The sequence below is a fragment of the Qipengyuania rhodophyticola genome, assembly GCF_042493225.1.
GTDB lineage: Bacteria > Pseudomonadota > Alphaproteobacteria > Sphingomonadales > Sphingomonadaceae > Erythrobacter.
This window is the reverse complement of the sequence record NZ_CP170454.1, coordinates 2,696,355-2,718,256: the sequence shown is the minus strand read 5'-3', so window position 1 is coordinate 2,718,256 and position 21,902 is coordinate 2,696,355. Positions and strand designations below refer to the sequence as shown.

14 protein-coding genes are annotated in these 21,902 nt (G+C 57.8%); 12 read left to right on the top strand and 2 right to left on the bottom strand.

Features of this window, described 5'->3' with window-relative positions; all coding sequences use genetic code 11:
• Positions 1 to 8 precede the first annotated feature (8 nt).
• Positions 9 to 1,844, top strand: coding sequence for a cobaltochelatase subunit CobT (cobT, locus tag ACFCXQ_RS13040; RefSeq protein WP_379551269.1), 1,836 nt, complete (start codon positions 9 to 11; stop codon positions 1,842 to 1,844).
• Here cobT and ACFCXQ_RS13035 read toward each other — a convergent pair.
• Positions 1,841 to 2,290 carry a hypothetical protein gene (locus tag ACFCXQ_RS13035; protein ID WP_379551267.1) on the bottom strand — a complete coding sequence of 150 codons (450 nt, stop codon included), beginning with the start codon at positions 2,288 to 2,290 and terminating at the stop codon, positions 1,841 to 1,843. The two genes, cobT and ACFCXQ_RS13035, sit on opposite strands and share 4 nt — an antisense overlap.
• Before the next feature lie 38 nt (positions 2,291 to 2,328).
• On the opposite strand from ACFCXQ_RS13035, the gene ACFCXQ_RS13030 reads away from it, so the two are divergent.
• From ACFCXQ_RS13030 to ACFCXQ_RS12990, 9 genes are all read left to right on the top strand, one after another.
• Positions 2,329 to 2,988, top strand: coding sequence for a nitroreductase (locus tag ACFCXQ_RS13030; RefSeq protein WP_379551265.1), 660 nt, complete (start codon positions 2,329 to 2,331; stop codon positions 2,986 to 2,988).
• A 199-nt stretch (positions 2,989 to 3,187) separates the two neighbouring features.
• Entirely contained in the window at positions 3,188 to 6,307 is a 3,120-nt protein-coding gene (locus ACFCXQ_RS13025) for a CHAT domain-containing protein (RefSeq protein ID WP_379551263.1), read from the top strand.
• 5 nt (positions 6,308 to 6,312) lie between these two features.
• Complete coding sequence (locus ACFCXQ_RS13020) at positions 6,313 to 8,112, top strand: ShlB/FhaC/HecB family hemolysin secretion/activation protein (protein WP_379551261.1); 1,800 nt, start codon at positions 6,313 to 6,315, stop codon at positions 8,110 to 8,112.
• Between the two features lie 35 nt (positions 8,113 to 8,147).
• Positions 8,148 to 14,240, top strand: a complete 6,093-nt coding sequence (locus ACFCXQ_RS13015) for a beta strand repeat-containing protein (RefSeq protein WP_379551259.1) — start codon at positions 8,148 to 8,150, stop codon at positions 14,238 to 14,240.
• A gap of 62 nt (positions 14,241 to 14,302) precedes the next feature.
• Entirely contained in the window at positions 14,303 to 15,754 is a 1,452-nt protein-coding gene (cysS, locus tag ACFCXQ_RS13010) for a cysteine--tRNA ligase (RefSeq protein WP_379551257.1), read from the top strand.
• A 36-nt stretch (positions 15,755 to 15,790) separates the two neighbouring features.
• Positions 15,791 to 16,147, top strand: a complete 357-nt coding sequence (locus ACFCXQ_RS13005; protein ID WP_379551255.1) for a hypothetical protein — start codon at positions 15,791 to 15,793, stop codon at positions 16,145 to 16,147.
• 10 nt (positions 16,148 to 16,157) lie between these two features.
• Complete coding sequence (locus ACFCXQ_RS13000; RefSeq protein WP_379551253.1) at positions 16,158 to 17,096, top strand: D-2-hydroxyacid dehydrogenase; 939 nt, start codon at positions 16,158 to 16,160, stop codon at positions 17,094 to 17,096.
• Between the two features lie 98 nt (positions 17,097 to 17,194).
• Positions 17,195 to 18,853 (top strand): acetolactate synthase large subunit, encoded by a 1,659-nt coding sequence (locus ACFCXQ_RS12995; RefSeq protein WP_379551251.1) that lies wholly within the window; start codon positions 17,195 to 17,197, stop codon positions 18,851 to 18,853.
• A complete protein-coding gene (locus ACFCXQ_RS12990) occupies positions 18,853 to 20,289 on the top strand; it encodes an aldehyde dehydrogenase family protein (RefSeq protein ID WP_379551243.1) in 1,437 nt (478 codons plus the stop codon). The genes ACFCXQ_RS12995 and ACFCXQ_RS12990 overlap by 1 nt, the downstream gene beginning before the upstream one ends.
• 12 nt (positions 20,290 to 20,301) lie before the next feature.
• Here the strand turns inward: ACFCXQ_RS12990 and ACFCXQ_RS12985 are convergent, their stop codons facing one another.
• A complete protein-coding gene (locus tag ACFCXQ_RS12985) occupies positions 20,302 to 20,874 on the bottom strand; it encodes a DUF7282 domain-containing protein (protein ID WP_379551241.1) in 573 nt (190 codons plus the stop codon).
• Between the two features lie 128 nt (positions 20,875 to 21,002).
• Here ACFCXQ_RS12985 and ACFCXQ_RS12980 point away from each other — a divergent pair, with 128 nt between their 5' ends.
• Both ACFCXQ_RS12980 and ACFCXQ_RS12975 read left to right on the top strand, forming a co-directional pair.
• On the top strand, positions 21,003 to 21,356 hold the full coding sequence (locus tag ACFCXQ_RS12980) for an ArsR/SmtB family transcription factor (RefSeq protein ID WP_379551239.1): 354 nt from the start codon (positions 21,003 to 21,005) through the stop codon (positions 21,354 to 21,356).
• Positions 21,346 to 21,891 carry an SRPBCC domain-containing protein gene (locus tag ACFCXQ_RS12975; RefSeq protein WP_379551237.1) on the top strand — a complete coding sequence of 182 codons (546 nt, stop codon included), beginning with the start codon at positions 21,346 to 21,348 and terminating at the stop codon, positions 21,889 to 21,891. Before ACFCXQ_RS12980 ends, ACFCXQ_RS12975 begins: the two co-directional genes overlap by 11 nt.
• Positions 21,892 to 21,902 lie beyond the last annotated feature (11 nt).

The following is a 21,902-nucleotide window of genomic DNA, read 5'->3' as shown; positions in this document are numbered from 1 at the left end:
CTTAAGTTATGTCAGATCAAACACCCCTCGACCTGTTTCGGCAGGCGCTCACCGGCGCGAGCCGCGCGCTTGCTGAAGAGCATGAGGTTGAGGTTGCGTGGAGCGCGGATGCGCCAAGCTCTTCGGGCAAGAATTTCCGAGTGCCACTGCCGGGACGCGAGCTGCCCGAAGCGCAGGCCCGCGAAGCACGGGGCTTTGCCGACAGTTTTGCGCTAAAACTGCGTCATCATAATGAGGCGGTGCATGCGGCAGGTTCGCCCGCCGAGGCGATTGCGCGCGCTTGCTATGATGCGGTGGAGCAGGTCCGCTATGAGGCGGTTGGCGCGAATGCCTATGAGGGGATCCGCGAGAATCTGGACGCAGCGGTTGAGCTACGCACGGCCTCTGACGGAATTACTCGTGCGCAAACGCCCGATGACGTGCCGCTCCCCACCGCACTTTCGCTCTTGATGCGCGAGGCTCTGATTGGCGCAGAAATCCCTGCGAATGCGAGGACCGGCGTGGAGCTGGTGCGCGGTTGGATCGAGGATAAGGCGGGCGGTGATATCTCCGCTTTGGCTGAGAAAATTGACGATCAGCGCGCCTTCCAGAACTTGACGCTCGACATGCTGCGTCACCTCGATCTGACTCTGCCAGAGGATGCGGACCGTGGCAGCGATGATGACGCAGACGACGATGACGGCGAAACGCCTGAGGAAGAAGAGGGCGGCGAGGAGCAGCCCGAGGGCGATCAGGAGCCGCAATCTGCCGAGATAGCGGGCGACAGCGTTGAAGGTGAGGCCGACGGCGAGACCGAGGAAATGGACGGCGAAGGCGAGATGGCCGAGGGCGATCCATCGGATGAGGGCGAGGATGGCATGATGCCCGTGCGCCCGAACCGCCCATGGACGGACTTGCCCGAAGACTTTGATTACAAGCCCTTTACTGAGAAATATGACGAGGTCGTCGAGGCAGGTGATCTGTGCGATCAGGAAGAGCTGGAGCGGCTGCGCGCTTATCTCGATAGCCAGCTTGCGGGGCTCCAGGGCATCGTCACTAGGCTTGCCAACCGGCTGCAGAGGCGGCTGATGGCGCAGCAAAACCGCAGCTGGGATTTCGATCAGGAAGAGGGGATGCTCGACGCCGCGCGTCTTTCTCGCGTGGTCGTCAGCCCGGGTCATTCGCTCAGCTATAAGATGGAGCGGGAGACCGACTTCAAAGACACGGTCGTCACCCTGCTGATCGACAATTCTGGCTCCATGCGTGGTCGCCCGATCTCAATTGCGGCGATCAGTGCGGATATCCTTGCACGCACGCTGGAGCGGTGCGGGGTGAAGACGGAAATTCTCGGCTTCACCACCCGCGCGTGGAAGGGGGGGCAGGCCCGCGAAGCATGGCTCGCTGATGGCAAACCGCCGCATCCCGGGCGCCTCAACGATTTGCGCCATATCCTTTATAAGCAGGCGGATGAGCCATGGCGCCGCGCGCGCCGCAATCTCGGCCTGATGATGCGGGAAGGGCTGCTCAAAGAGAATATTGATGGTGAGGCTCTGTTGTGGGCACATAATCGTCTGCTCGCACGGCCAGAGGATCGCCGCATTCTGATGGTGATTTCGGACGGCGCGCCGGTCGATGACAGCACGCTGTCGGTCAACACAGCGGGCTATCTCGAAGGGCACTTGCGCAAGGTGATCGAGTGGATTGAGAAGCAGTCTCCCGTGCAACTCGCCGCGATTGGCATCGGCCATGATGTGACGCGCTATTACAAGCGCTCTGTCACCATCATGGATGTCGAACAGCTAGGCGGCACGATTATCGAGCAGCTGGCTGAGCTGTTTGACGATGAGAAAGGCGTGCGGCGCTAATCTGTTTCGACGCCCGTTGGTTCGTCACCTTTGAAACTCACCAGATAACCTATCCCAGAATCCTCATGGTCTAGCCGTAGCTCCCAATGCTGGGTTACGTTCCCTTCCTTCGGTAGCTCAATAAGTCTTGGCTCGAAATCAGAGAAGTCCAGTTCGCTATTGGTTTTCTCCCAAACCGGTCGCGCGGTTGCTCTGGCGGCTTCGAGTAATTGTTCGAATTGATCTTTGATGTGGCGCCACATCTCCACCTGAGCATCGCTTGGGCCTGCTTCCCCAGCTTCGAAGACGACAAGAATAGAAAAGCCTCGAAACTCGATCTCCTCGCCCGCCTCCCAATAGTAATTGCCGGAGGGAAGCCGCGACACGGCGATTGATGGTCCGAGCGCGGGATGATTGACCGTAAGGCGCGGGGCGAATAGGCTTTTGATCTGAGAGATTAACGTCATGTCGTGCACGTTATCAGCATTCGCTTAAAGGGGCCTAAATGAACGTAACAGAAGCAGTGCAATCCCGCCGCAGTGTCCGCCAATTCACGGATCAGCCGGTTGAGCTCGAAACCTTACGACGGGTTATGGACACCGCGCGCTGGGCCGCGTCGGGCTGTAATTTTCAGCCGTGGGAAGCCGCGATTGTTACAGGTCAGCCGCTCAAGGATTTGCAGGCCAAAATCACCACCACCCCGCCGCAAGAGGCGGAATATGACTGGACAGCGCCGGGTCAGGAAGACGCCTATAAACAGCGGCTCAATGGCGTCTCCAAGGGCATGTTCGGCTCAATGAATATCGCCCGCGATGATGGCGAAGGTCGGATGAAGGCGATGATGCGCAATGCGACCTCATTTGACGCGCCGGTGGTCATGTTCACTTACTTCCCAAGGCTTATGAGAGAGCCGCAGTGGTCAGACACGGGTATGTGGCTGCAGACGGTCGCCTTGCTATTGCGCGAAGAGGGACTCGATAGCTGTTTCCAGGAATATATGGCGCTCTATGCCAATGTGATCCGCGACTTTTTGGGTCTCGATCACGACCGCTATATGCTCTTTTGCGGTATGGCGATTGGCTACCGTGATCCAGACGCCCCGCTAAATAACTTCGAGCGTGAGCGTGTTCCACTCGATGAGCATGTGCGCTTCGAAGGGTTCTGATTGGGTGTTAGGCTGACATCATCCGGGCATTGTGCCCGGTTTTGTCCATTCCATACAAGCAACGCTGCGCGCACTAGGCCATTACCCGCGCAGAATTCGACTCTGCAAAAAGCACAATAAGCGCAGAGGATTACAGCGGTGGGTCGCAATCTGATGGGTAGGTCATGCGCAATGCATGGCCTGTTAGGGGAGAGCGATTGTGCGCCGAACAGGTGTTTTCAAAAAACTAGTGCCAGCAAGTGTGCTGGCCGCCGCAGTGGTTTTTACTGGCGTCATGCCGCAACCCTTAGCTGCGCAAACGCGACCAGTGTTGCTGCGCGACAGCTTTCCTATCGGTGATGCTGAAGGCGTCTTGTGCTCTGTGCAAGACCGCAGTGCGGGCTCAACCGCAGCTATGACTGTGTTCGACCGCCGCTGGGCGGTTGTGTGCAGGGACAGCGCGCAGCCTGTGGCTGAAGTTTTTGCTTTCAAGAATGTGCCGGATGATCCGTTTGAGAAGGTGGCCCAAGCGCGGCGTTTCGTGCTCGATTGCTTCGGCTCGAAAGACGCGGGCTATGCGAATGTGTCGGATGCGGTTCGGTACGATTGTACGACTTCCGATTCGAAGCTCAATTGGTCGACGGTAAGCGTTGAGCGCGGCGACTGGACTTATGTGGCCGATGGTTTCACCGCCTATGATGATGCGATGCGGCTGGCGCTGCGATCGGTGCTCGATAACCGCATTGCCGAGGGAAAGATTGATGCAGCGACCACCTCTGTTGGTGATCCGCTGGCTTTCAGTCGCGTACAGGCCGAAAGTCTGCAGCCAGAACAAGCGCTGGTTGAGGGATATCGCCGCAATCTGGGCGGGGAATATGCCGAGGCGGCGGCCTATTTCGAAACACTGCAATACCGGCTGGAACGCGAGGGCGACAGCTCCATTCATCCTAGCGAGTTCGTGCTGAACCGGGCTTTACAGAAGTCCAATCTTGGCGATTTTGCAGAAGCTGAAGGCCTGTTTGGTCAAGCGCGCACTATCAGTGCTGGCAATGTTGTGGGCGAGCGGTTGCAGCGCAATTTTGAGGCGATCCACCTGCTTAATCGCGGGCGTCCTGAGCAAGTTGCAGAGCGGCTCAGCCTGCCGCTAAGCGCTGGCGTTGACGGCGTTGCGGCGCGTGAGGGCGCGATTGAGATCAGTGTTCCGATTGCGGACCGCATGAACAGCGCAGGCCGCGGCTCTCTGGTTGGTTTTGCCAATGAGACGAAGCTGACCTTGCGTGAACGGGCCGAGATTATCGATGCGCAGGCCTTACAGATTGCCGGCACCGCGCAGCGCTTGCTGGGTGATCGCGTGGCTGCGCGCGCCTCGCTTGGTCAAGCGGAGGAACGCGCGATGGCAGTGCGCGATGGGCGGGTGACGACGATCATCCGCATGCGCTCGCAAATTATGGGCGATCTTGCACGTATTGAAGAGCTGGATGGCAATCTTGGACGGGCCGAGGGCCTGCTGCGCGGCGCGCTGACTCTGATCGAAACTCAATATCCGGAGCGACGTGCGGTTGGCGGAGCAGAGGCGCGGCTTGCCTCTTTCCTTTTGCGCAATGGGCAAGAGACGGAAGCGCTCGCAATTTATGAAGCGCTGGTTGACCGGACTTTGGCGCGCAATTCCGGCGCGACTGGCATTACCAATCAGATGACGCCCTATTACCGCTATCTGGCAGAGCGCTCGGCCACCGATGCAGCCGCCTCATCGCGATTTTTTAAGGCGGCGCAATTGCTTGTCCGACCAGGTATTGCAGAAACACAGGCCGTGTTTGCGCGCGAGCTTAGCGGTGGGTCCGATGAGGCATCGCGCCTTTTCCGACAGTCAACTGACCTCACCCGTGAGATTGAGCAGAAGCGCATTCGTTATCTCCAGCTTGTCCGCACGGCTGAGGGCAGCACAGCCGCACTTCGGCTTGCGGCAGAGCTAGAGCAAGAAATCGAGCGCTTGGAGCAGGCGCAATTGAGCACGCAGGCGCAGCTAGCCGATTTTCCGCAATACCGCATGGTTGCCAATCGGGCGATTGAGCTCGATGAGTTTCAGGCTCTGATGGAGCCGGGAGAGGCTTATGCGCGGTTGGCGCAATCGGGTGCCGATCTGTTTATGGTCTATGCCAGCCGCGACGAAGCAAAGGCTTGGAAAGTTCCGCTCAGCCAGGAAGATCTCGACTTTCATGTCGATGTGATCCGCGCCTCCATTGCGTTGGAAGAGAATGGTCAGCTGCTCACATACCCCTTTGATGTGGAGATGGCACGTGATCTATTTAGTGCGCTCTTTGGCCCAGTCGCCGACCGGCTTGGCGGCATTGACCACCTGATTTTTGAACCAGACGGCGCCATGCTGCGCTTGCCGATTGATCTGTTGGTTACCGACGATGCCTCGCTTGAGACTTACAACACTCAGGCGGCGCAGGACGAATATGATTTTCGGGGTGTCGCATGGCTGGGCCGCGATCGGCGTATAAGCACGGCGGTCTCCGCGCAGGGGTTTGTTGATGCGCGTCAAGCGCCCTCTTCGTCCGCGTCACAGCAATATCTAGGACTGGGTGAAAATGTGCCAGTGGGTGAGGTGACACAAGCGAGCGTCCGCGGTGTCACCGTGACTGGCAATGATAATTGCCTCTGGAACCTCACCAATTGGAACCGGCCGATTGATGACCGCGAGTTGCAAGTCGCAAGCAGTATTATTGGCGGGGCGCGCTCACAAGTGCAGACCGGTGCGGATTTCACCGATAGCAATATCAAGGCGCGGGCCGATCTTGATGAGTTCCGTATCTTGCACTTTGCTACGCATGGTCTCGTCACACCACCTCGCCCAGATTGCGCGGCGCAGCCTGCCTTGCTGACATCCTTTGGCGCGGAAGGCTCCGACGGATTGCTCAGCTTTGATGAGATTTTCGACCTTAATCTCGATGCGGACCTGGTGATTCTGTCGGCATGCGACACCGCCGCAGGCGCAACGATTGAAGCGACGCGTGCAGCAGGTCTGACCAGCGGCGGCGGCACATCGCTCGATGGTTTGGTGCGGGCATTTGTTGGCGCAGGTGGGCGGACGGTCTTGGCCAGTCATTGGCCAGCGCCTGATGATTTTGACGCGACTGGCAGGCTGATGAGCGCAATGTTCCGCGAGGGGCAAACGGCATCAGTGGGTGCTGCGCTCAAGACTTCGCAGCGTGCTTTAATGGATGATGCGGCGACTTCGCACCCCTATTATTGGGCCGGATTTGCGCTGGTCGGCGACGGCAACCGCGCGTTGCTTTCAGGCGCGCCTTCCAGCAGCAGCGCGGCGGCGGAGTAAGCCACATGGGGGATATCACAATGATCGCTAAGCGTGCCAAACTGGCTGCTCGTGTGTCGGGGCTAGCCTGCGCTGCGGCTTTCGCTGCCAGCTCTAGCGCGCTGTTTGCGCAGGTTAGTGTGCCGCCGACCCGGGAAGAGGTGGAACGTGATTTGCCAACCGGCGAAGATGCTGCGGTTAATCCTGCGGTCTCGCTCGACAGTGATCTGACGCGAGCCTCGTGTCCGCTAAGCGATAGCCAGTTTGACGGCATCACGTTTGATTTGAAAGCGGTTGAGTTCAGCGGGGTTGAGGTGCTTGATCCTGATATGCTCGCGCCAAGCTGGACCTGGCTTGAGGGTCAGGAAATTCCGATTGCGCGGGTCTGTGATATTCGTGACCGCGCAGCCGCGATTCTGTCAGGGCTTGGTTATGTGGCGACGGTGCAAGTGCCGCCGCAAACAATTGAGGATGGCACTGTCAAACTCGACGTAGTTGTCGCTCGGCTTTCTGGCCTTGTCATTCGGGGTGAGCCCGGCACCTCTGGCACAGCTCTGGAAAGCTATTTCGAAGCGCTGCAAGCAGAGCCGTATTTCAACAGCAAACAGGCCGAGCGTCTTCTTTTGCTGGCCCGCGATATTCCGGGAATGGATGTCCGTCTCGCGCTCACCAGAGATACGGGGCCCAACGCGCGACCCGGCGATCTGATCGGCATTGTCGATGTGTTGTTTCGCCGGTTTGAGGGCGATATCGGTGCGCTTAACTGGAGCAGCAAATCGGTAGGCCGCTTTGGTGGGACGTTCCGAGGTCAGGTCAATGGGCTCACCGGACTCGCCGACCTTACCGAGCTAACCGTTTACTCGACCTTCGATCCTGAAGAGCAAATCGTGCTGCAAGGGCGCCATGAATTTGGCCTTGGCAGCGATGGTTTGCGCCTTGGCGCGAGCGTTGTTCACGCGTGGACTCAGCCGGATGTGCCGGGCGATGATGTGTTTGACGCGACTACCTTTGTCGCGAGCGTTTATGGCAAATACCCGCTTCTGCGCACGCAAGGGACTAGCATCGGTCTGGAAGCAGGGTTTGAGTGGATTGATCAGGATCTCGAGTTTTCGGGCCTGCCGCTCACGGAAGACGAAATTCGCGCCGTCTATCTGAAGCTTGAAACGAGCTCTATTGATGCTGCGACGCTTGCTGGTTTGCCGGGTTACTCGCTCGCTGAACCGCGCCTCGCAACGCGCGGCAGGCTGGAAATTCGCCAAGGGCTGGGTTTCCTCGGGGCAAGTGATGACTGCGGCGCCGGTTTCCTGGATTGCTTTGCGCCGGGTGTTGTTCCGATCGCAAGGCTTGATGCCGATCCGACGGGTTTCCTCATTCGCGGTGAGGGGCAGGTCGACTTCCGGCCTACGCCCTTGTTCACAATTTCCGCAAAACCACGGTTTCAAGTCTCGCCTGATCCGCTGCTCGCTTATGAGCAATTTTCCGGCGGCAATTACACGGCGGGGCGCGGGTATGATCCAGGCGCGGTGATTGGCGATAGCGGGGTGGGGAGCCAGCTCGAATTTGCTTATGGCACGCTCTATTCCGACGATCCCAAAGCGATCGCATGGCAACCTTTTGTCTTCTTTGACACATTCGCCGCTTGGACAAAGAACATTCCGGGCGATCCGGTTACGCTTACTTCAATTGGCGGCGGTGTGCGGGCCAGCATTGCGCGCCGTGCATTCCTCGAAGTGGTTGGGGCCATTCCGCTTGAGCGAACGCCCTTTCAGACGCGGCGCGGCGATACGCGGCTGCTCGTTAATATGGTTGTGAGGTTGGGACAATGAGCGCGGTGACATTAGGCAACAACGGGACAAACCCAATGAGTGATCGTTCTGGTAACTCGCGCAGTCGCTGGCTTGTCCATGGCTCCGCCCCAGTGCTCGCAGCCGCGCTCACCATGGCCGCGCATAGCGAGGCGACTGCGCAAGCTATCGGACCGCGCTTTGACAACAGTCGTTCAGTGCAGGCGGATTTGATAGTTCAACCGCCTGGTGTGACGGTCACAACCGGCGCTACCCAAGATGTCATCACGGTCGATAACCCTGCGACCATCCTCAACTGGACTGTGCTTGATACGGCGACGCTCGATACCACGAGCGACTTCGTCAATTTCTTGCCGCAAAATACCGCAGTCAATTTCGATAGTTCGCTGACGGACTTCACGGTCCTTAATCGGATCATTCCTACCGCGAACGGGGCAGGACAGTTCCGGGGTATCGCGATCAACGGCGCGGTCACCAGCACTGCGACCGTATCCGGGCCTCCAGTAACTGCCGGTAATATCTGGTTTTACAGTCCTGGCGGAATTCTGATCGGTAGCGGGGCAAGCTTCAATGTCGGCAGCGTGGTCCTTACAACTAGTGACATTCAAGGGATCAGTGGCGGACCTCGCATTGATTTTACTGGTGTGGCGGACCCGATGTCTGCGGTCACGATCCAGCAAGGTGCGAATATCACTGTGCCGGTCGAGGGCGGCTCGGCTGTGTTCTTCGCGCCTACGATCAATCAGGGCGGCACCGTCGATGTCAATGGCAGCGTCCTTTACATGTCGGCCGAAGAAGGCTCGGTCTTTGACAATGGCGTGAACGGCTTCAACTTCTTCACCGCATTTGGCGGTGAGGCTGAACCCGGTAACGGGATTTTCCACACTGGCACCACGACCGGTCCTGCATCTCAGCAGGTGCTAAACGGGTTAGGTGTACCGACCACGCCGGATGCGCACATCATCGATTTCTTTGCGCCTGGTGCAAATTTGCAGCTGCTACTTGAGGGCTCGATCGGTTATCAAGCCGCGTCAGTTGCCTCGCAAGATGCGAATGGCGTCATCCGTCTGGGCGATAGCTTCAATGCGGTAAGTTCGCTGGAGCTAGGTAATCTGACGCTTACATCGAGTGCGACAATCGAAGCGGACTCGATCACCCTTACGCTTGACCAAGGCGATAGCTTTCGATCTAGCGGAGACGCGCAGGGCAATTACAACATTGAACTGGTGTCCAACAACACTCTGATCACTGTGAATCCCGGCGGTGAGATCGACATTCTGGGCAATCTAACGGCGAGCCGGGCAAACCCCAATGGGGGAACTTTCGGTGTTGTCGTCAATGGTGATCCCACCAATGCGATTGCGGATGGCGTGGTTAGTATCGGTGGCAATCTCGAGGCCCGTTTTGGCGTGACCGCACAGGAGTCGTCAGTGGCGACCGATCCCACACCGGGCACCGTGTCTCTCACAATCGGCGATGGTGGCATTGTGGATGTAGGTGGCGATCTCTTGCTCGACAGTAGCTTCATCGCTGGCGAAAGAGTTGAGAATAGCGGTCTGTTTTCAGTGCTCGAAGGGCAAGGCGGCGAAGTAGTCTTGACCATGACCAGCGCCGATAGCCAGCTCCTGGTTGGAGGCACCCTGACTGCGGATGCTGGTGCGCGGTCTTTCGCAAGCTCGGTTGATTTGGGTGCTGCTGCGACTGGCGGCACCGTAAACATCGATCTTCAGGATGGTGTGGTCGACATCAATACGTTGAACGCAGACGCAAGCGGGCAAGGTACAGGCGGAAGCACCGCTACAGGCCGGTCGATCGACGGCACGGGCGGCACTGTTACCGTGAACCTTGGCAACTCATCTGCAGACATTGGATCATTGTTAGCAGATGCCAATGGTGAGGGTGGTTTTGCCGCACCCGGCACGGTCGGCGGCGCAGGGTTTGGTGGCAACGCGCGTGTCACCAATGGAGCCGGTGGTGCCTTTGATGCTGGCCTGATTAGCATTTCGGCCAGCGGCGATGGCGGCGGTGGAAGCACTGGCGCTGCTGGCCAGCCAGGCACTACAGGCGGCGAGGGCGTTGGCGGCGTCGCAGAGCTTATTTCCGATCAGAATATTGGTGGTATTTCTCAGCTAACCGTATTTGCCAATGGGCGTGGAGGTTCCGGGGGATCGCCTGGTCCAGGCCTGTCGGGTGGCACCGGCGGTCAAGGCACGGGCGGTGAAGCATTAATCCGCATTACCTCCGATCAGGAGGTATTCAACGGCCTTGCTGACAGCAGTTTCTCCGCGGGCGGAACGGGTGGTGGCGGCGGTTTCGGAGGTTTTGCCACCGCGACACTTGAAGCGGGCGATGGCGGTGCTGGCGGAGCCGGTGTCGGCGGTGTTGCGACGCTCGATATTGGCGGGACCGGTACGATCTTCAACTTCGAGGGACCGCTCTACCCATTTGCCGCTGGGCAAGGGGGCAATGGCGGATTTGGCGGCGCCGACAATCTAGGCGGCGAAGCAGGAGCAGGCGGCGCCGGAGGCAATGGGACTTCCGGCATTTCGCGAATGATCGCCCGCGACGGTGGGGAAATCGATTTCACCAATATTAGCGGACCGGTCAGACAAGGTGCCTTTGGGGGTGATGGCGGCTTTGGTGGCAGCATTGCGCAGGGCTCAGGCGGTACACCCGGCACGGGCGGCGACGGGGGTGTCGGTACGGGCGGAACTTTTGTGCTCTCGGCAATTGGCGGCAGCTTTATGGGCGGGGCGGTACCGCTCATCTCTGAAGGTGAGGGCGGCAATGGCGGCGATGGCGGCGGTAATGGCGAGTTTGGCACTGTTTTTACAGGCGCGGGCCCTGTGGGTAATGGCGGCAATGGCATTGGCGGGGATCTGCTGCTCGAAACGCTTGGAGCTGGCCCCGGCACGATCACTTTCGACGATCTGACTTTAACCTCTGAGGGCACCGGAGGAACTGGCACGGTGGGCGGCGCTACGCTCGGCGGCACAGTGACGATTTCCGACACTGGCACCAATGCTCTTGGGGGCATTAGCATTGGCTCGCTGGTGGCGACCGTTGCAGATGTCGGCGCGGTTGGCGTTCCCTCGTTTGTGGCGAATAGCACGAGCGGCGGGATCGATGTGGCCGGCGATTTTACGGTCAACGTGACGGGTGATGCTGTGTTCAACTTTGCGGGTGACGGCCAATTGGTTGTTGGCGGCGAAGTGCAAGTCGATGCTGGCCAAGACATTCTGGTCACGCACATCGACAACAACAACTTTGTTGAATCAATCCTAAGCGACGGTTCGATTGTTATGAGTGCCGGAAACGACTTCAACGCTGGCGTTGATACTTTCCTCAGCGCGGCGGGCGATGTCGACATTCTGGCCGGCGGGATCGGCTATGGATTTATCAGCGCTGGCCAATCAGCCATTCTCGACTCGCTGAGTGGTATTGGCGGCGGCGCTATTGATGCGGGGGTTGATATCGCCTTGTTCGCAGCAGCCGGGGTCAACGTCGATGATCTCAACGCAGTCGAAACAATCCTGATCGACGCAGGCAATATTGCCATTGGCGATGCAACCGCAACAACTGTGGATTTCACCACCGGACAAGACATCCTGTTCGACAGCATCACGGTCGATGAAAGCGTTACGCTGTCCGCACTTAACGGCACAGTGGGGACAAACTTAAACGGTCCGGGCAGCATCGATGCAGCGGCCAACATAGACATTGATGCGGCCAATATCGACGTGGGTGATTTGCTTGCCCGAGGTGTTTTTGGAGCTGGTCAGATTGATCTCGATGCGAGCGGCAACATCGGCCTTGGCAGTGCGGATGCGCAAGGGGCGCTTAACATCACGGGTGGCGGGTTAATTGGGTTTGCGGAACTCGCCTCAGCCTTGGGTGATATTACGGTTAGGGCTACTGGAGCCATTGAAGGCGCCGGACCGGGTAATGTCACAGGCTCGCAAGACGTTACGCTCGATGGCGCAAGCATTGGGCTGGGCACTCTAACTGTGGGGCAGCGCCTTGACGTTGATGCAAGAGTTGGCGATGCGACGTTTGCCGCAGTGGATCTGTCGGGTTTCTCAACCATCAACGCAGTTGGGCTCGTGAGCATTGGCGATGCGCAAACCGATATGAGCCTGCTTGTGGATGCGGGTTCGTTCACATTGGGCGGCGGGCAGTTTGGTGAAAGTCTGTCCGTTGATACCGATGCGGGCGACATCAATGTCACAGGAACGGTTACCGCCGGACAGGGTATTCGATTGTTTGCGCGCGGGGCTGGCTTCGATACGCTCTTCACCACTCTTGAAAGCGGCACTAGCCAAATTCAACTCAACGCGGATGGCGACATTCGCGGTGAGTCTTTGATCTCCGGAGGCAGCGTCAATGTGGATGCGGGTAACCTACTGATAATAAACACGATCAATGCGCAAAATGGCGCTTTCGTTACCGGGGGCAACGGCGTTGCAGTAAACACAATCGTGAATGGCCAAAGCGGCGGCGGTTTCTTTGATATCGACTCAGGCGGGGATATAACGCTCGGTTCTGTTACTACGTTGCGCGGGGAAATAAGCGCAGGCGGTGACCTCCGGATTGAAGAAGAACTTTCGAACACTGGCAATTTCGTGGTGAGCGCTGATAGCGTTTTTGTGCGCTCGACGGGCAGTTCTTTCAATATCACGGCGCGCGCAAATGCTGGCAATATCGATATCAGAGGCCAGGGCGATATCAACGTTGAGGGCGCTACCGCAACGGGTGACATTGATATTCGGACCGTTGGGGGGCTGGTCGCGAATGAGATCTTCGCATTTATGTTCGCGTCACAGCCGTTGCCCCCCGGCGTACAGACGGTTCAGCAAACCACATCGAGCGGCGGTAGTGTTACGCTGTCCGGCGATGCTAGCCTGACAATCAACGCTGCGGTTGATGCGGCGGCGGGTGTTGAGCTCGAAACTTTTGGCCGGCTAACCGTAGATGCCAGCGTGATAGGCGAAGGTATCACGGTTTTCGCTGACGATATTGCGATTACTGCAGATGGCTCGATTGGTGATGCCAGCCGGACGTTTTCGATAGATTTTGAGACTCAGGGTAGCGTGACGATTGGTGGCCCCAATAATTTTGGGGATAGCACCTACGAGATTTCCAGCGACGAATTGCCTCGCATCTCCTCGGGCGGCCGGTTGTCAATATCGGCACTTGCAGCATCGCCGGGCGATACCCCTTCACTTAGGGTACTCGCTGCTGATCTTATCGCGGGCAGCAACACCGGAAACTTCGGTCAGGACTCGGTGCTTGAGTTGATATCGGACGGCAGCATCTCGTTTAGCGGAAACCTGAACATAACCGGTGCTAATGCTAACACGGATATAGTTTTGGACGCGCTTACAGCGGTCAATATCGAGCTCAGCTCTGGCGGCATCTTTGTAGCCGATGCCAATGGCGCGCTTGCAGGCGAAGTGATCGTTAACGCGAGGGATTTCCGGGCTTTGTCTGATGGCACTGGGCTAGATATCGCCAATGCAACTGTGGCTGAGATCGATATGATCTTGTCCAACAATCGCGGCGTGGATCGCCCCGATGGTGTGATCACAGCGGACACGCTGACCATTGCGACAACGGCTAGCCAAGTGTTCATTCAGAATACCGCACCGGGCACCGAATTTGAGGAGCGGCGCGGCTTCACCGTTAACAATCTCAACATATCAACGGCGGGCGTTGATCCCCAACCGATTGTGATTAACGGCATAGTCAACGGACAAACCGGGATTGCGGCTATCGCGCCGACTAATATCACCTCGACGGTGGCAGCAGGATCGACCATTAATGGTTGTGCCATCCTAAATACGGCGGCGTGTACGGCAACTACTCCGCCGCCGCCACCACCACCTACACCTCCTACGCCTACACCCCCGCCGACAGGTGGGCCAACTCCAACGCCGTCACCCGATCCTTCGCCTGAAGGTGAGATCCCAGTGCGCGATATTATCGAGGAGGAGGTTCGCGATCCAGAGGAAGAGGGCGAGAACGGCTCAGGCACGCTTGACCGGCCGCTGATCGATATGGAGGGGCTTGACGATCCCGCTGGAGCGCCGCTGATTGATGATCCTGTGACGGGCGCGGGCAATGAGGATTTGTGGGAACCAGCCGAGTAACGGCCAGTATCGCCGATTGTTGTGCTTGACCCGCGCGCACCCGCCGGGGCAAGGCTGCTCGTATGTCAGAAGCCCCGCTAAAGCTGTTCAATTCACTCACTCGCCAGCCCCAGGAGTTCGTGCCTGTCCATGAGGGCGAGGCGCGCGTCTACACCTGCGGGCCGACGGTTTATAACTACCCACATATCGGCAATATGCGCGCTTATGTGTTCGCTGACGTGCTGGGCCGGACGCTTAGCTGGAAGGGGTATAAGCTCACCCACGTAATCAACATCACCGACGTCGGCCATCTCACAGATGATGGCGACGCTGGCGAAGACAAGATGGAAAAGATGGCGGCGGAAAAGGCGCAGTCGATCTGGGATATCGCGCAGCATTATACCGAGGCTTACTGGGCCGATGTGAAGGCGCTCAATATCCGCGAGCCTGCCAAATGGTCAGTCGCGACTGACTATATCGACGAGATGCTGGAGTTCGCAAAGAGCATTGCGGATAAACACTGCTATGAATGCGAGACTGGCCTCTATTTCGATACCACTACGGTGGAGGATTATGGTCGGCTTGCGCGGGCTGTTACGGAAGACGGAGAAGGCCGGATTGACGCAGTCGAGGGCAAGCGCAACGCGGCTGACTTTGCGATCTGGCGGAAGACGCCGCCTGGTGAGAAGCGGCAGATGGAATGGGATTCGCCCTGGGGCAAAGGCGCACCGGGCTGGCACCTCGAATGCTCGGTGATGGGCGAGAAGCTGCTCGGCTTCCCGTTTGATATTCACACCGGCGGAATTGACCATCGCGAGATCCACCACCCCAATGAAATCGCGCAGAATCAGGCTTTTTGCGGTTGCGGCGGACTATCGGATGCGCGCAATTCCGGCGCGAATATCTGGATGCACAACAATTTCCTGGTCGAACGCTCAGGGAAAATGTCGAAATCGTCCGGCGAGTTCCTGCGCGTGCAGCTCTTGATCGACAAAGGCTATCATCCGCTGGCCTATCGGATGATGTGCCTTCAGGCGCATTATCGCAGCGAGCTGGAGTTTAGCTGGGACGGGCTGGGCGCGGCGCTGACGCGGCTGAAGCGGATTGTGATGCAGGTCGAGCGGCTTGCCGATGCGCCGTCCGGTGGTGCGACTGATCACCCAAAATTTGCGCCGATGATGAGCGCATTTGCCGATGCCATGTCCGATGATCTCAACACGCCGGTTGCGCTCACTGCGCTGGAAGATGCGCTGGCGGTCAAGAAGGTGGATGCGAGCATAAAGCGCGCAGTGATTGAGCATATGGACACTGTCCTCGGGCTGGGCCTGTTTGTCCTTGCCCGCAAAGATCTTCGCGTGCGGCCCAAAGACGCGCAGATGATGGAAGCCGAAATTGAGGCGGAACTGATCCGCCGCAAGGAAGCACGCGCCAACAAAGACTTCGCCACTTCAGACGCGATCCGTGACGATCTCGCCGAGAAGGGCGTGGATGTGATGGACGGCGATCCGCTGGGATGGGAATGGAAGCTCAGTTGATGTTGCATTTTATGTAGCGAGTGCTACAAAAGGGGCATGTTGCAACTTATCCTGTGGCTCATCCTCGCCGCAATTCACGCGATCCCCGCGCTGGCTTTCTTTCGGCCTGGCACCATCACCACGCTCTACGGTGTCGCTGCCGACAATCCGCTTTTCCTTCTGATGCATCATCGTGCTGCCTTGTTTCTGGCGGTCTTTGCTGCCTGCCTGTGGGCGGCCTTCGTACCCGAGGGCAGGCGGCTTGCGGTGATAGTCGTTGGCATCAGCATGCTCAGTTTTCTAATGCTTTACTGGCAAGCAGGATCACCTGCGCCGCTGAAGCGCATCGCTCTGGTTGATCTTGCTGGCTTGCCAGTGCTTGCGGGGGTAGCGTGGTTTGCATTCCGTCCCTAACACGGGCGGTATGACCAAAGCAGCACTCTCCGCCCTTATACGCCCGCTCGTTGAACCCCGCCTGCCCGATTGGGTTGAGCCGCTGTGGTTTATGACCAAGGAAGAGGCGCTGGAGGTCGCGCCGCAGGCCGAGATCGGCTGGTTCGACATGTATGACCAAGAGGCGATGGCAGAAACCACCGCCGCCGCGACCAATCTCAAATGGCTCAATTCGATTTATGCAGGCCTCGATTTTCTGCCATTGGATGTGTTGCAAGAACGCGGCGTGACCGTGACCAATGGCGCAGGCATCAACGCGATCACTATCGCTGAATATGTCGTGATGGGTATGCTGAATGTAGCCAAGGGATACCGCGATGTTATGCGCTCTGCTGAAAAGCGCGAGTGGTTGCAGGACAGCCCCGGCAAGCGGGAACTGGCGGGAAGCAAGGCTCTACTGCTTGGTTTTGGCGCGATTGGCCAGCTGATTAAACCGCGACTTGAGGCGTTTGATGTTGATGTGACGGTTGTTCGGCGAACGCCGGGTGAGGGCGTACTTACACCGGATCAATGGCGCGACCGGCTAGGCGAGTTTGATTGGGTGATTCTGGTCGTGCCTGCGACACCGGAAACCGACAGCATGATTGGCGAAGCAGAACTAGCCGCGATGAAGAACGACGCGGTGCTGCTCAACTTTGCGCGTGGTGCAGTGGTGGATCAGGACGCTCTTGTCGCCGCGCTGGAGGCAAAACAGATCGGGGGCGCGTGGCTTGACGTGACCACTCCAGAGCCGCTGCCCGCCGACAATCCGCTCTGGGCGCTCGATAATGCGCATATCTCAATGCACTTGTCTGGCCGCGCGCAGGACAAGATGTTTATCCGCAGCGCCGACCGCTTTATCGCTAATCTTGAGTGTTGGAATACGGGCGGAACTGTTGCGCCTCAACTCGATCTCAAACTTGGCTACTGACACGCGCGAAACCCTCTGATAGGCATGATGAAATTCCGGGGGGAACGGGGTCGCAATCTGCTAATCAGGTCTCATCTGAGGCCGACGGAGGTCACGCGATGTCGAATACCGAAAAGAAAGCATCAGATCTATTTATCGAATGTCTCGAAGCCGAGGGCTGCGAGTACATTTTTGGCGTTCCGGGCGAGGAGAATCTCGACTTTCTGGAGAGCCTGTCGAACAGCAAACAGATCAAGCTGATCCTGACGCGACATGAACAAGGCGCGGGCTTTATGGCCGCGACTTATGGCCGCCATACCGGCAAAACCGGCGTATTTCTGGCAACGCTTGGTCCCGGCGCGACCAATATGGTGACCGCCGTAGCTTATTCGCAGCTAGGCGGAATGCCGACACTGGCGATCACCGGTCAAAAGCCGATCAAGAAATCAAAGCAAGGCCGTTTCCAGATCCTCGACGTGGTCGCGATGATGGAGCCGATCACCAAATACACGCACCAATTGCATGCTGGTGACAACATACCCAGCCGCGTACGTGAGGCGTATCGTCTAGCGGAAGAAGAAAAGCCCGGAGCGGTCCATCTCGAACTGCCGGAAGATATTGCGGAGGAGCCATGCCACGGCGATCCAATACCGCGCTCCGTTGCGCGCCGCCCGTCCGCCGAACCGAAGGCGGTGCGCATGGCCATTGAGGCGCTGGAGACAGCCAAGAAGCCGATCTTGGTCATTGGTGCTGGTGCGAACCGCAAGATGACGGGCCGCATGCTCAACGAATTTGTCGAGAAGACCGGCATTCCTTTTGTGACCACGCAAATGGGCAAAGGCGTGATTGATGAGCGGCATCCGCTGTTCCTGGGCTGTGCTGCCTTGTCAGCGGGCGATTTTTGCCACCGCGCGATTGAAGAGGCGGATTGCATCGTCAATATCGGTCATGATGTGATCGAAAAGCCGCCATTCTTTATGCAAGCTGATGGCGCGACGGTGCTGCACGTCAGCACACGCACAGCCGAGGTTGATCCGGTCTATTTCCCGCAGATCGAGGTGATCGGCGACATCGCCAATGCGATTTGGCAAATCAAGGAAGGTATTGAGAAGCAGGGACATTGGTCGAGCGGAGAACTCACCCGTTACCGCGAGGCAGAAGTCGCGCATACCGATGGCTTGGCCGAAGACGCACGCTTCCCGATCTTCCCTCCGCATTTGGTCAGTCAGGTGCGCGAGTGCATGCCGGACGATGGCATCATCTGCCTCGATAATGGCGTGTACAAAATCTGGTTTGCGCGCGGGTTTACAGCCTATCTGCCGAACACCGTTCTACTCGATAATGCGCTCGCAACCATGGGCGCTGGCCTGCCATCGGCAATGATGAGCGCAATGCTCTATCCTGAGCGAAAGGTCATGGCGATTTGCGGCGATGGCGGCTTCATGATGAACGATCAGGAGATGGAGACGGCGGTGCGCCTCGGCCTCAATCTCACTGTACTGATCCTCAACGATAACTCTTATGGCATGATCCGCTGGAAGCAGGCGAACATGGGCTTTAAGGATTGGGGACTAACGTATGGCAACCCTGATTTCGTCAAATTCGCTGAGAGTTTTGGCGCGCATGGCCACCGCATCGAAAGCAGCGATCACTTGCGCGAGACCTTGGCGCATTGCCGCGACACACCGGGTGTACATCTGATCGATTGCCCGGTCGATTACGCGGAGAACGACCAGATCCTCAACGAAGATATCAAGCGGCTGAGCAAGGAACTGTGATGCCCAAACTCAAAGACACTTATCCGCTCTATCTCAATAACAAAGCGGCTCAGCCCAACACCGATCTCGAGGTCACGGACAAATATACCGGCGAGGTCACATTTCGCACGGCGCTGGCGACGCCAGATGTGATCGAAGAGGCGATTGCGGGCGCTGTTCGCGCGACTGAACCGATGGCGAAAATGGCGAGTTATGAGCGGCAGGATGTGTTGCAGCACTGCGTGTCGCGCTTCCGCGAGCGCTATGATGAGCTCGCCTATTCGCTATGTGTGGAGGCGGGTAAACCGATTAAGGATGCCGAGGGCGAAGTCGACCGGCTGATCGACACCTTCAAGATCGCAGCGGAGGAATCCACGCGCAATTATGGCGAGGTCCAGCCGCTCGATATCTCGGCGCGGGCCAAGGGCTATATGGGCATGTGGAAGCGTGTGCCGATCGGGCCGTGCAGCTTCATCTCGCCGTTCAACTTCCCGCTTAATCTGGCCGCGCACAAGATCGCGCCCGCGATTGCGGTCGGCTGCCCATTCGTGATGAAGCCCGCGAGCAAGACACCGCTCGGCGCGCTCATTATGGGTGAGGTGCTGGCGGAAACCGATTTGCCGGAAGGCGCATTTTCGATCCTGCCCGCCAGCCGCGACGGGGCGGATTTGTTCACGACTGACGAGCGCTTGAAACTACTGAGCTTCACCGGCTCACCCGGCGTGGGCTGGGACCTCAAAGCGAAGGCTGGCAAAAAACCGGTGATCCTGGAGCTCGGCGGAAACGCGGCGGTGATCGTCGACAAAGATGCCGATCTCGACCACGCGCTGGAGCGGATCATCTTCGGCGCGTTCTACCAGTCCGGCCAGAGCTGCATCGGGGTGCAGCGGATCATCATTCACGAGGATATTTATGAGCGCTTCAAGGCGATGCTCGTTGAGAAAACAGCCTCACTAGTCGCCGGCGACCCGAAAGACCGCAGCACATTTATCGGCCCCATGATTTCTGACGGCGAAGCGGGACGGCTCAAAGGCTGGATCGATGATGCGGTTTCAGGCGGCGCGACGCTGCTATGCGGCGGCGGGCTGTCAAACGGCAATATGCTGGAGGCGACACTGCTCGAAGATGTGCCCGCGAAGGCGGATGCAAATTGGGAAGAGGCGTTCGGACCGCTCGCGAACCTCTCCAGCTTCTCCGACTTTTACCAGGCGCTCGATCAGGTCAACAATTCCAAATTCGGGCTTCAAGCGGGCATCTTCACGCGCGATATCCATCAGGTGCTTGATGCGTGGGACACGCTTGATGTCGGCGGTGTCGTGGTGAACGATGTGTCATCCTACCGCGTGGACAATATGCCCTATGGCGGCGTCAAAGATTCCGGTCTGGGCCGCGAAGGCATCCGCTTCGCGATGGATGATATGACCGAAATCCGGAATCTGGTAATCCGGCGAGCTTAGCGCACATTTCCCTCAAGGTACGGCAAAAATGTGAGCCACCATCGTCGTGCCTTCAAACACGGCCGTGTCCTCGACATTGATGCCGTCCTCGACAAAGACGAAGTCGAGTACCCGGTCCTGATCCACATCGGTGTGTAGCATGACCAGGAATTTCTCGCCCGTGTCGGCGGGATGGTCGATCCTAACGGTCACATCTTTGTTCTTGCCCGCGTTGAGATATGCGAAGCCGGAAACCATGTCGCCATTGGGCCTGCCGTCGATCACCGGATGCAGGACGATAAAGCCAGGCTTGGCGATAACGACTTCTGAAAAGGTCAATGCTGTAGAGTCGCCGCGAAACGATGACATTTCCTTGTCATCGGCGCGAATAAAGGAAAACGGTGTGACGCCGCTGACCCGTTTCAATCCTTCGATCTGAATGGAGTTTTGCTCGCCATTGCCAAGCGTGATGCGGGGCGCACTCGGCGCAGGTTCCGGACTAGCTTCTGCCGATTGGGTAGCTGAGGCTGAGATGACGGCGGGGGTTTCGCTCGCACAAGCGGCGCTCGAAAATGCCATGGCGGTCGCGGCAATAAGTCGGATCATAATTTTCTTTCCCTCTCAGCGGATGACTATCACGAAGACGATAGGCGAGGGAAGTGGTCGATTGCTGGATCACTTCAAACTTGATCCGCCGATTTGACAACTGATCCTAAATGTAATTATGTAATTACATGATTACCGAATCGGACATGGACGAGATCTTTCAGGCGCTAGCGCATGAAACCCGCCGTGCCATACTCGATCTGTTGCGCAATGAACCAGGGCTCCCAGTGGGCAAGCTTGCGAGCCATTTCGATGTGAGCCGCATTGCCATTATTCAGCATCTTAGGGTCCTCGAGCAAGCTGACCTGATCATCAGCGAGAAGGATGGCCGCTCGCGCAGACTCTATATCAATGCGGTGCCGATTCAGCGGATTTACGACAGGTGGACCGACCTCTTCAGCGGTCACTTTGCCTCGCGCCTTACATCGATCAAACAGGCCGCCGAGGGGGCGGCAAGAACAGGGGGAAACCATGAGCAGTGACAATCCCATTGCAGACAAAGCGATCTACAAAATCTTTATCGAGGCTCCGGTCGAGAAGGTCTGGAACGAGCTCGTTAAAACCGATGAAATGCTACCGTTCTTCTTCGGTTCGGTCTGCAAAACGACGGGTGAGCTGAAGGTTGGCGCGCCGATTGCCATGGAAACCACCAATGGCAAATATCGCAGTGTGGTTGGACGCGTCTTGGAATTCGACCCACCAAACCGATATTCGCACACCTTCAAGTTCACAGGGTATGATGACTCGCCTTGTACGGTGACATACGAATTGGAGGCGGTTGCAGGTGGAACCAATTTTTCTCTGGTCACGACCAATGTGCCAGCCGGGACCAAGACCGAAAACGGTATGGCGCAAGGTGGCAAATTTATCGTCGAAACCTTTAAATCCGTGGTGGAAACGGGGAGGCCAACGCTGGGCACTCGCATGATGCTTGGCGTGATGGGGCTTGCGCAGCCATTCACCCCGAAATCCTCCCGGTCCGAACATTGGCCGTTCGAAACCATCCAAAAAATCTAAGAGAGGGGATC

Bases quoted from the DNA above. Each gene is read 5' to 3' on its own strand.
- ACFCXQ_RS13005 (WP_379551255.1), top strand. From the start codon at position 15,791: ATGTTGCAACTTATCCTGTGGCTCATCCTCGCCGCAATTCACGCGATC.
- ACFCXQ_RS12980 (WP_379551239.1), top strand. From the start codon at position 21,003: ATGATTACCGAATCGGACATGGACGAGATCTTTCAGGCGCTAGCGCAT.
- ACFCXQ_RS13035 (WP_379551267.1), bottom strand. From the start codon at position 2,290: ATGACGTTAATCTCTCAGATCAAAAGCCTATTCGCCCCGCGCCTTACG.
- ACFCXQ_RS13015 (WP_379551259.1), top strand. From the start codon at position 8,148: ATGAGTGATCGTTCTGGTAACTCGCGCAGTCGCTGGCTTGTCCATGGC.
- ACFCXQ_RS12985 (WP_379551241.1), bottom strand. From the start codon at position 20,874: ATGATCCGACTTATTGCCGCGACCGCCATGGCATTTTCGAGCGCCGCT.
- ACFCXQ_RS12975 (WP_379551237.1), top strand. From the start codon at position 21,346: ATGAGCAGTGACAATCCCATTGCAGACAAAGCGATCTACAAAATCTTT.
- cobT (WP_379551269.1), top strand. From the start codon at position 9: ATGTCAGATCAAACACCCCTCGACCTGTTTCGGCAGGCGCTCACCGGC.
- ACFCXQ_RS12990 (WP_379551243.1), top strand. From the start codon at position 18,853: ATGCCCAAACTCAAAGACACTTATCCGCTCTATCTCAATAACAAAGCG.
- ACFCXQ_RS13020 (WP_379551261.1), top strand. From the start codon at position 6,313: ATGGGGGATATCACAATGATCGCTAAGCGTGCCAAACTGGCTGCTCGT.
- ACFCXQ_RS13030 (WP_379551265.1), top strand. From the start codon at position 2,329: ATGAACGTAACAGAAGCAGTGCAATCCCGCCGCAGTGTCCGCCAATTC.
- cysS (WP_379551257.1), top strand. From the start codon at position 14,303: ATGTCAGAAGCCCCGCTAAAGCTGTTCAATTCACTCACTCGCCAGCCC.
- ACFCXQ_RS12995 (WP_379551251.1), top strand. From the start codon at position 17,195: ATGTCGAATACCGAAAAGAAAGCATCAGATCTATTTATCGAATGTCTC.
- ACFCXQ_RS13000 (WP_379551253.1), top strand. From the start codon at position 16,158: ATGACCAAAGCAGCACTCTCCGCCCTTATACGCCCGCTCGTTGAACCC.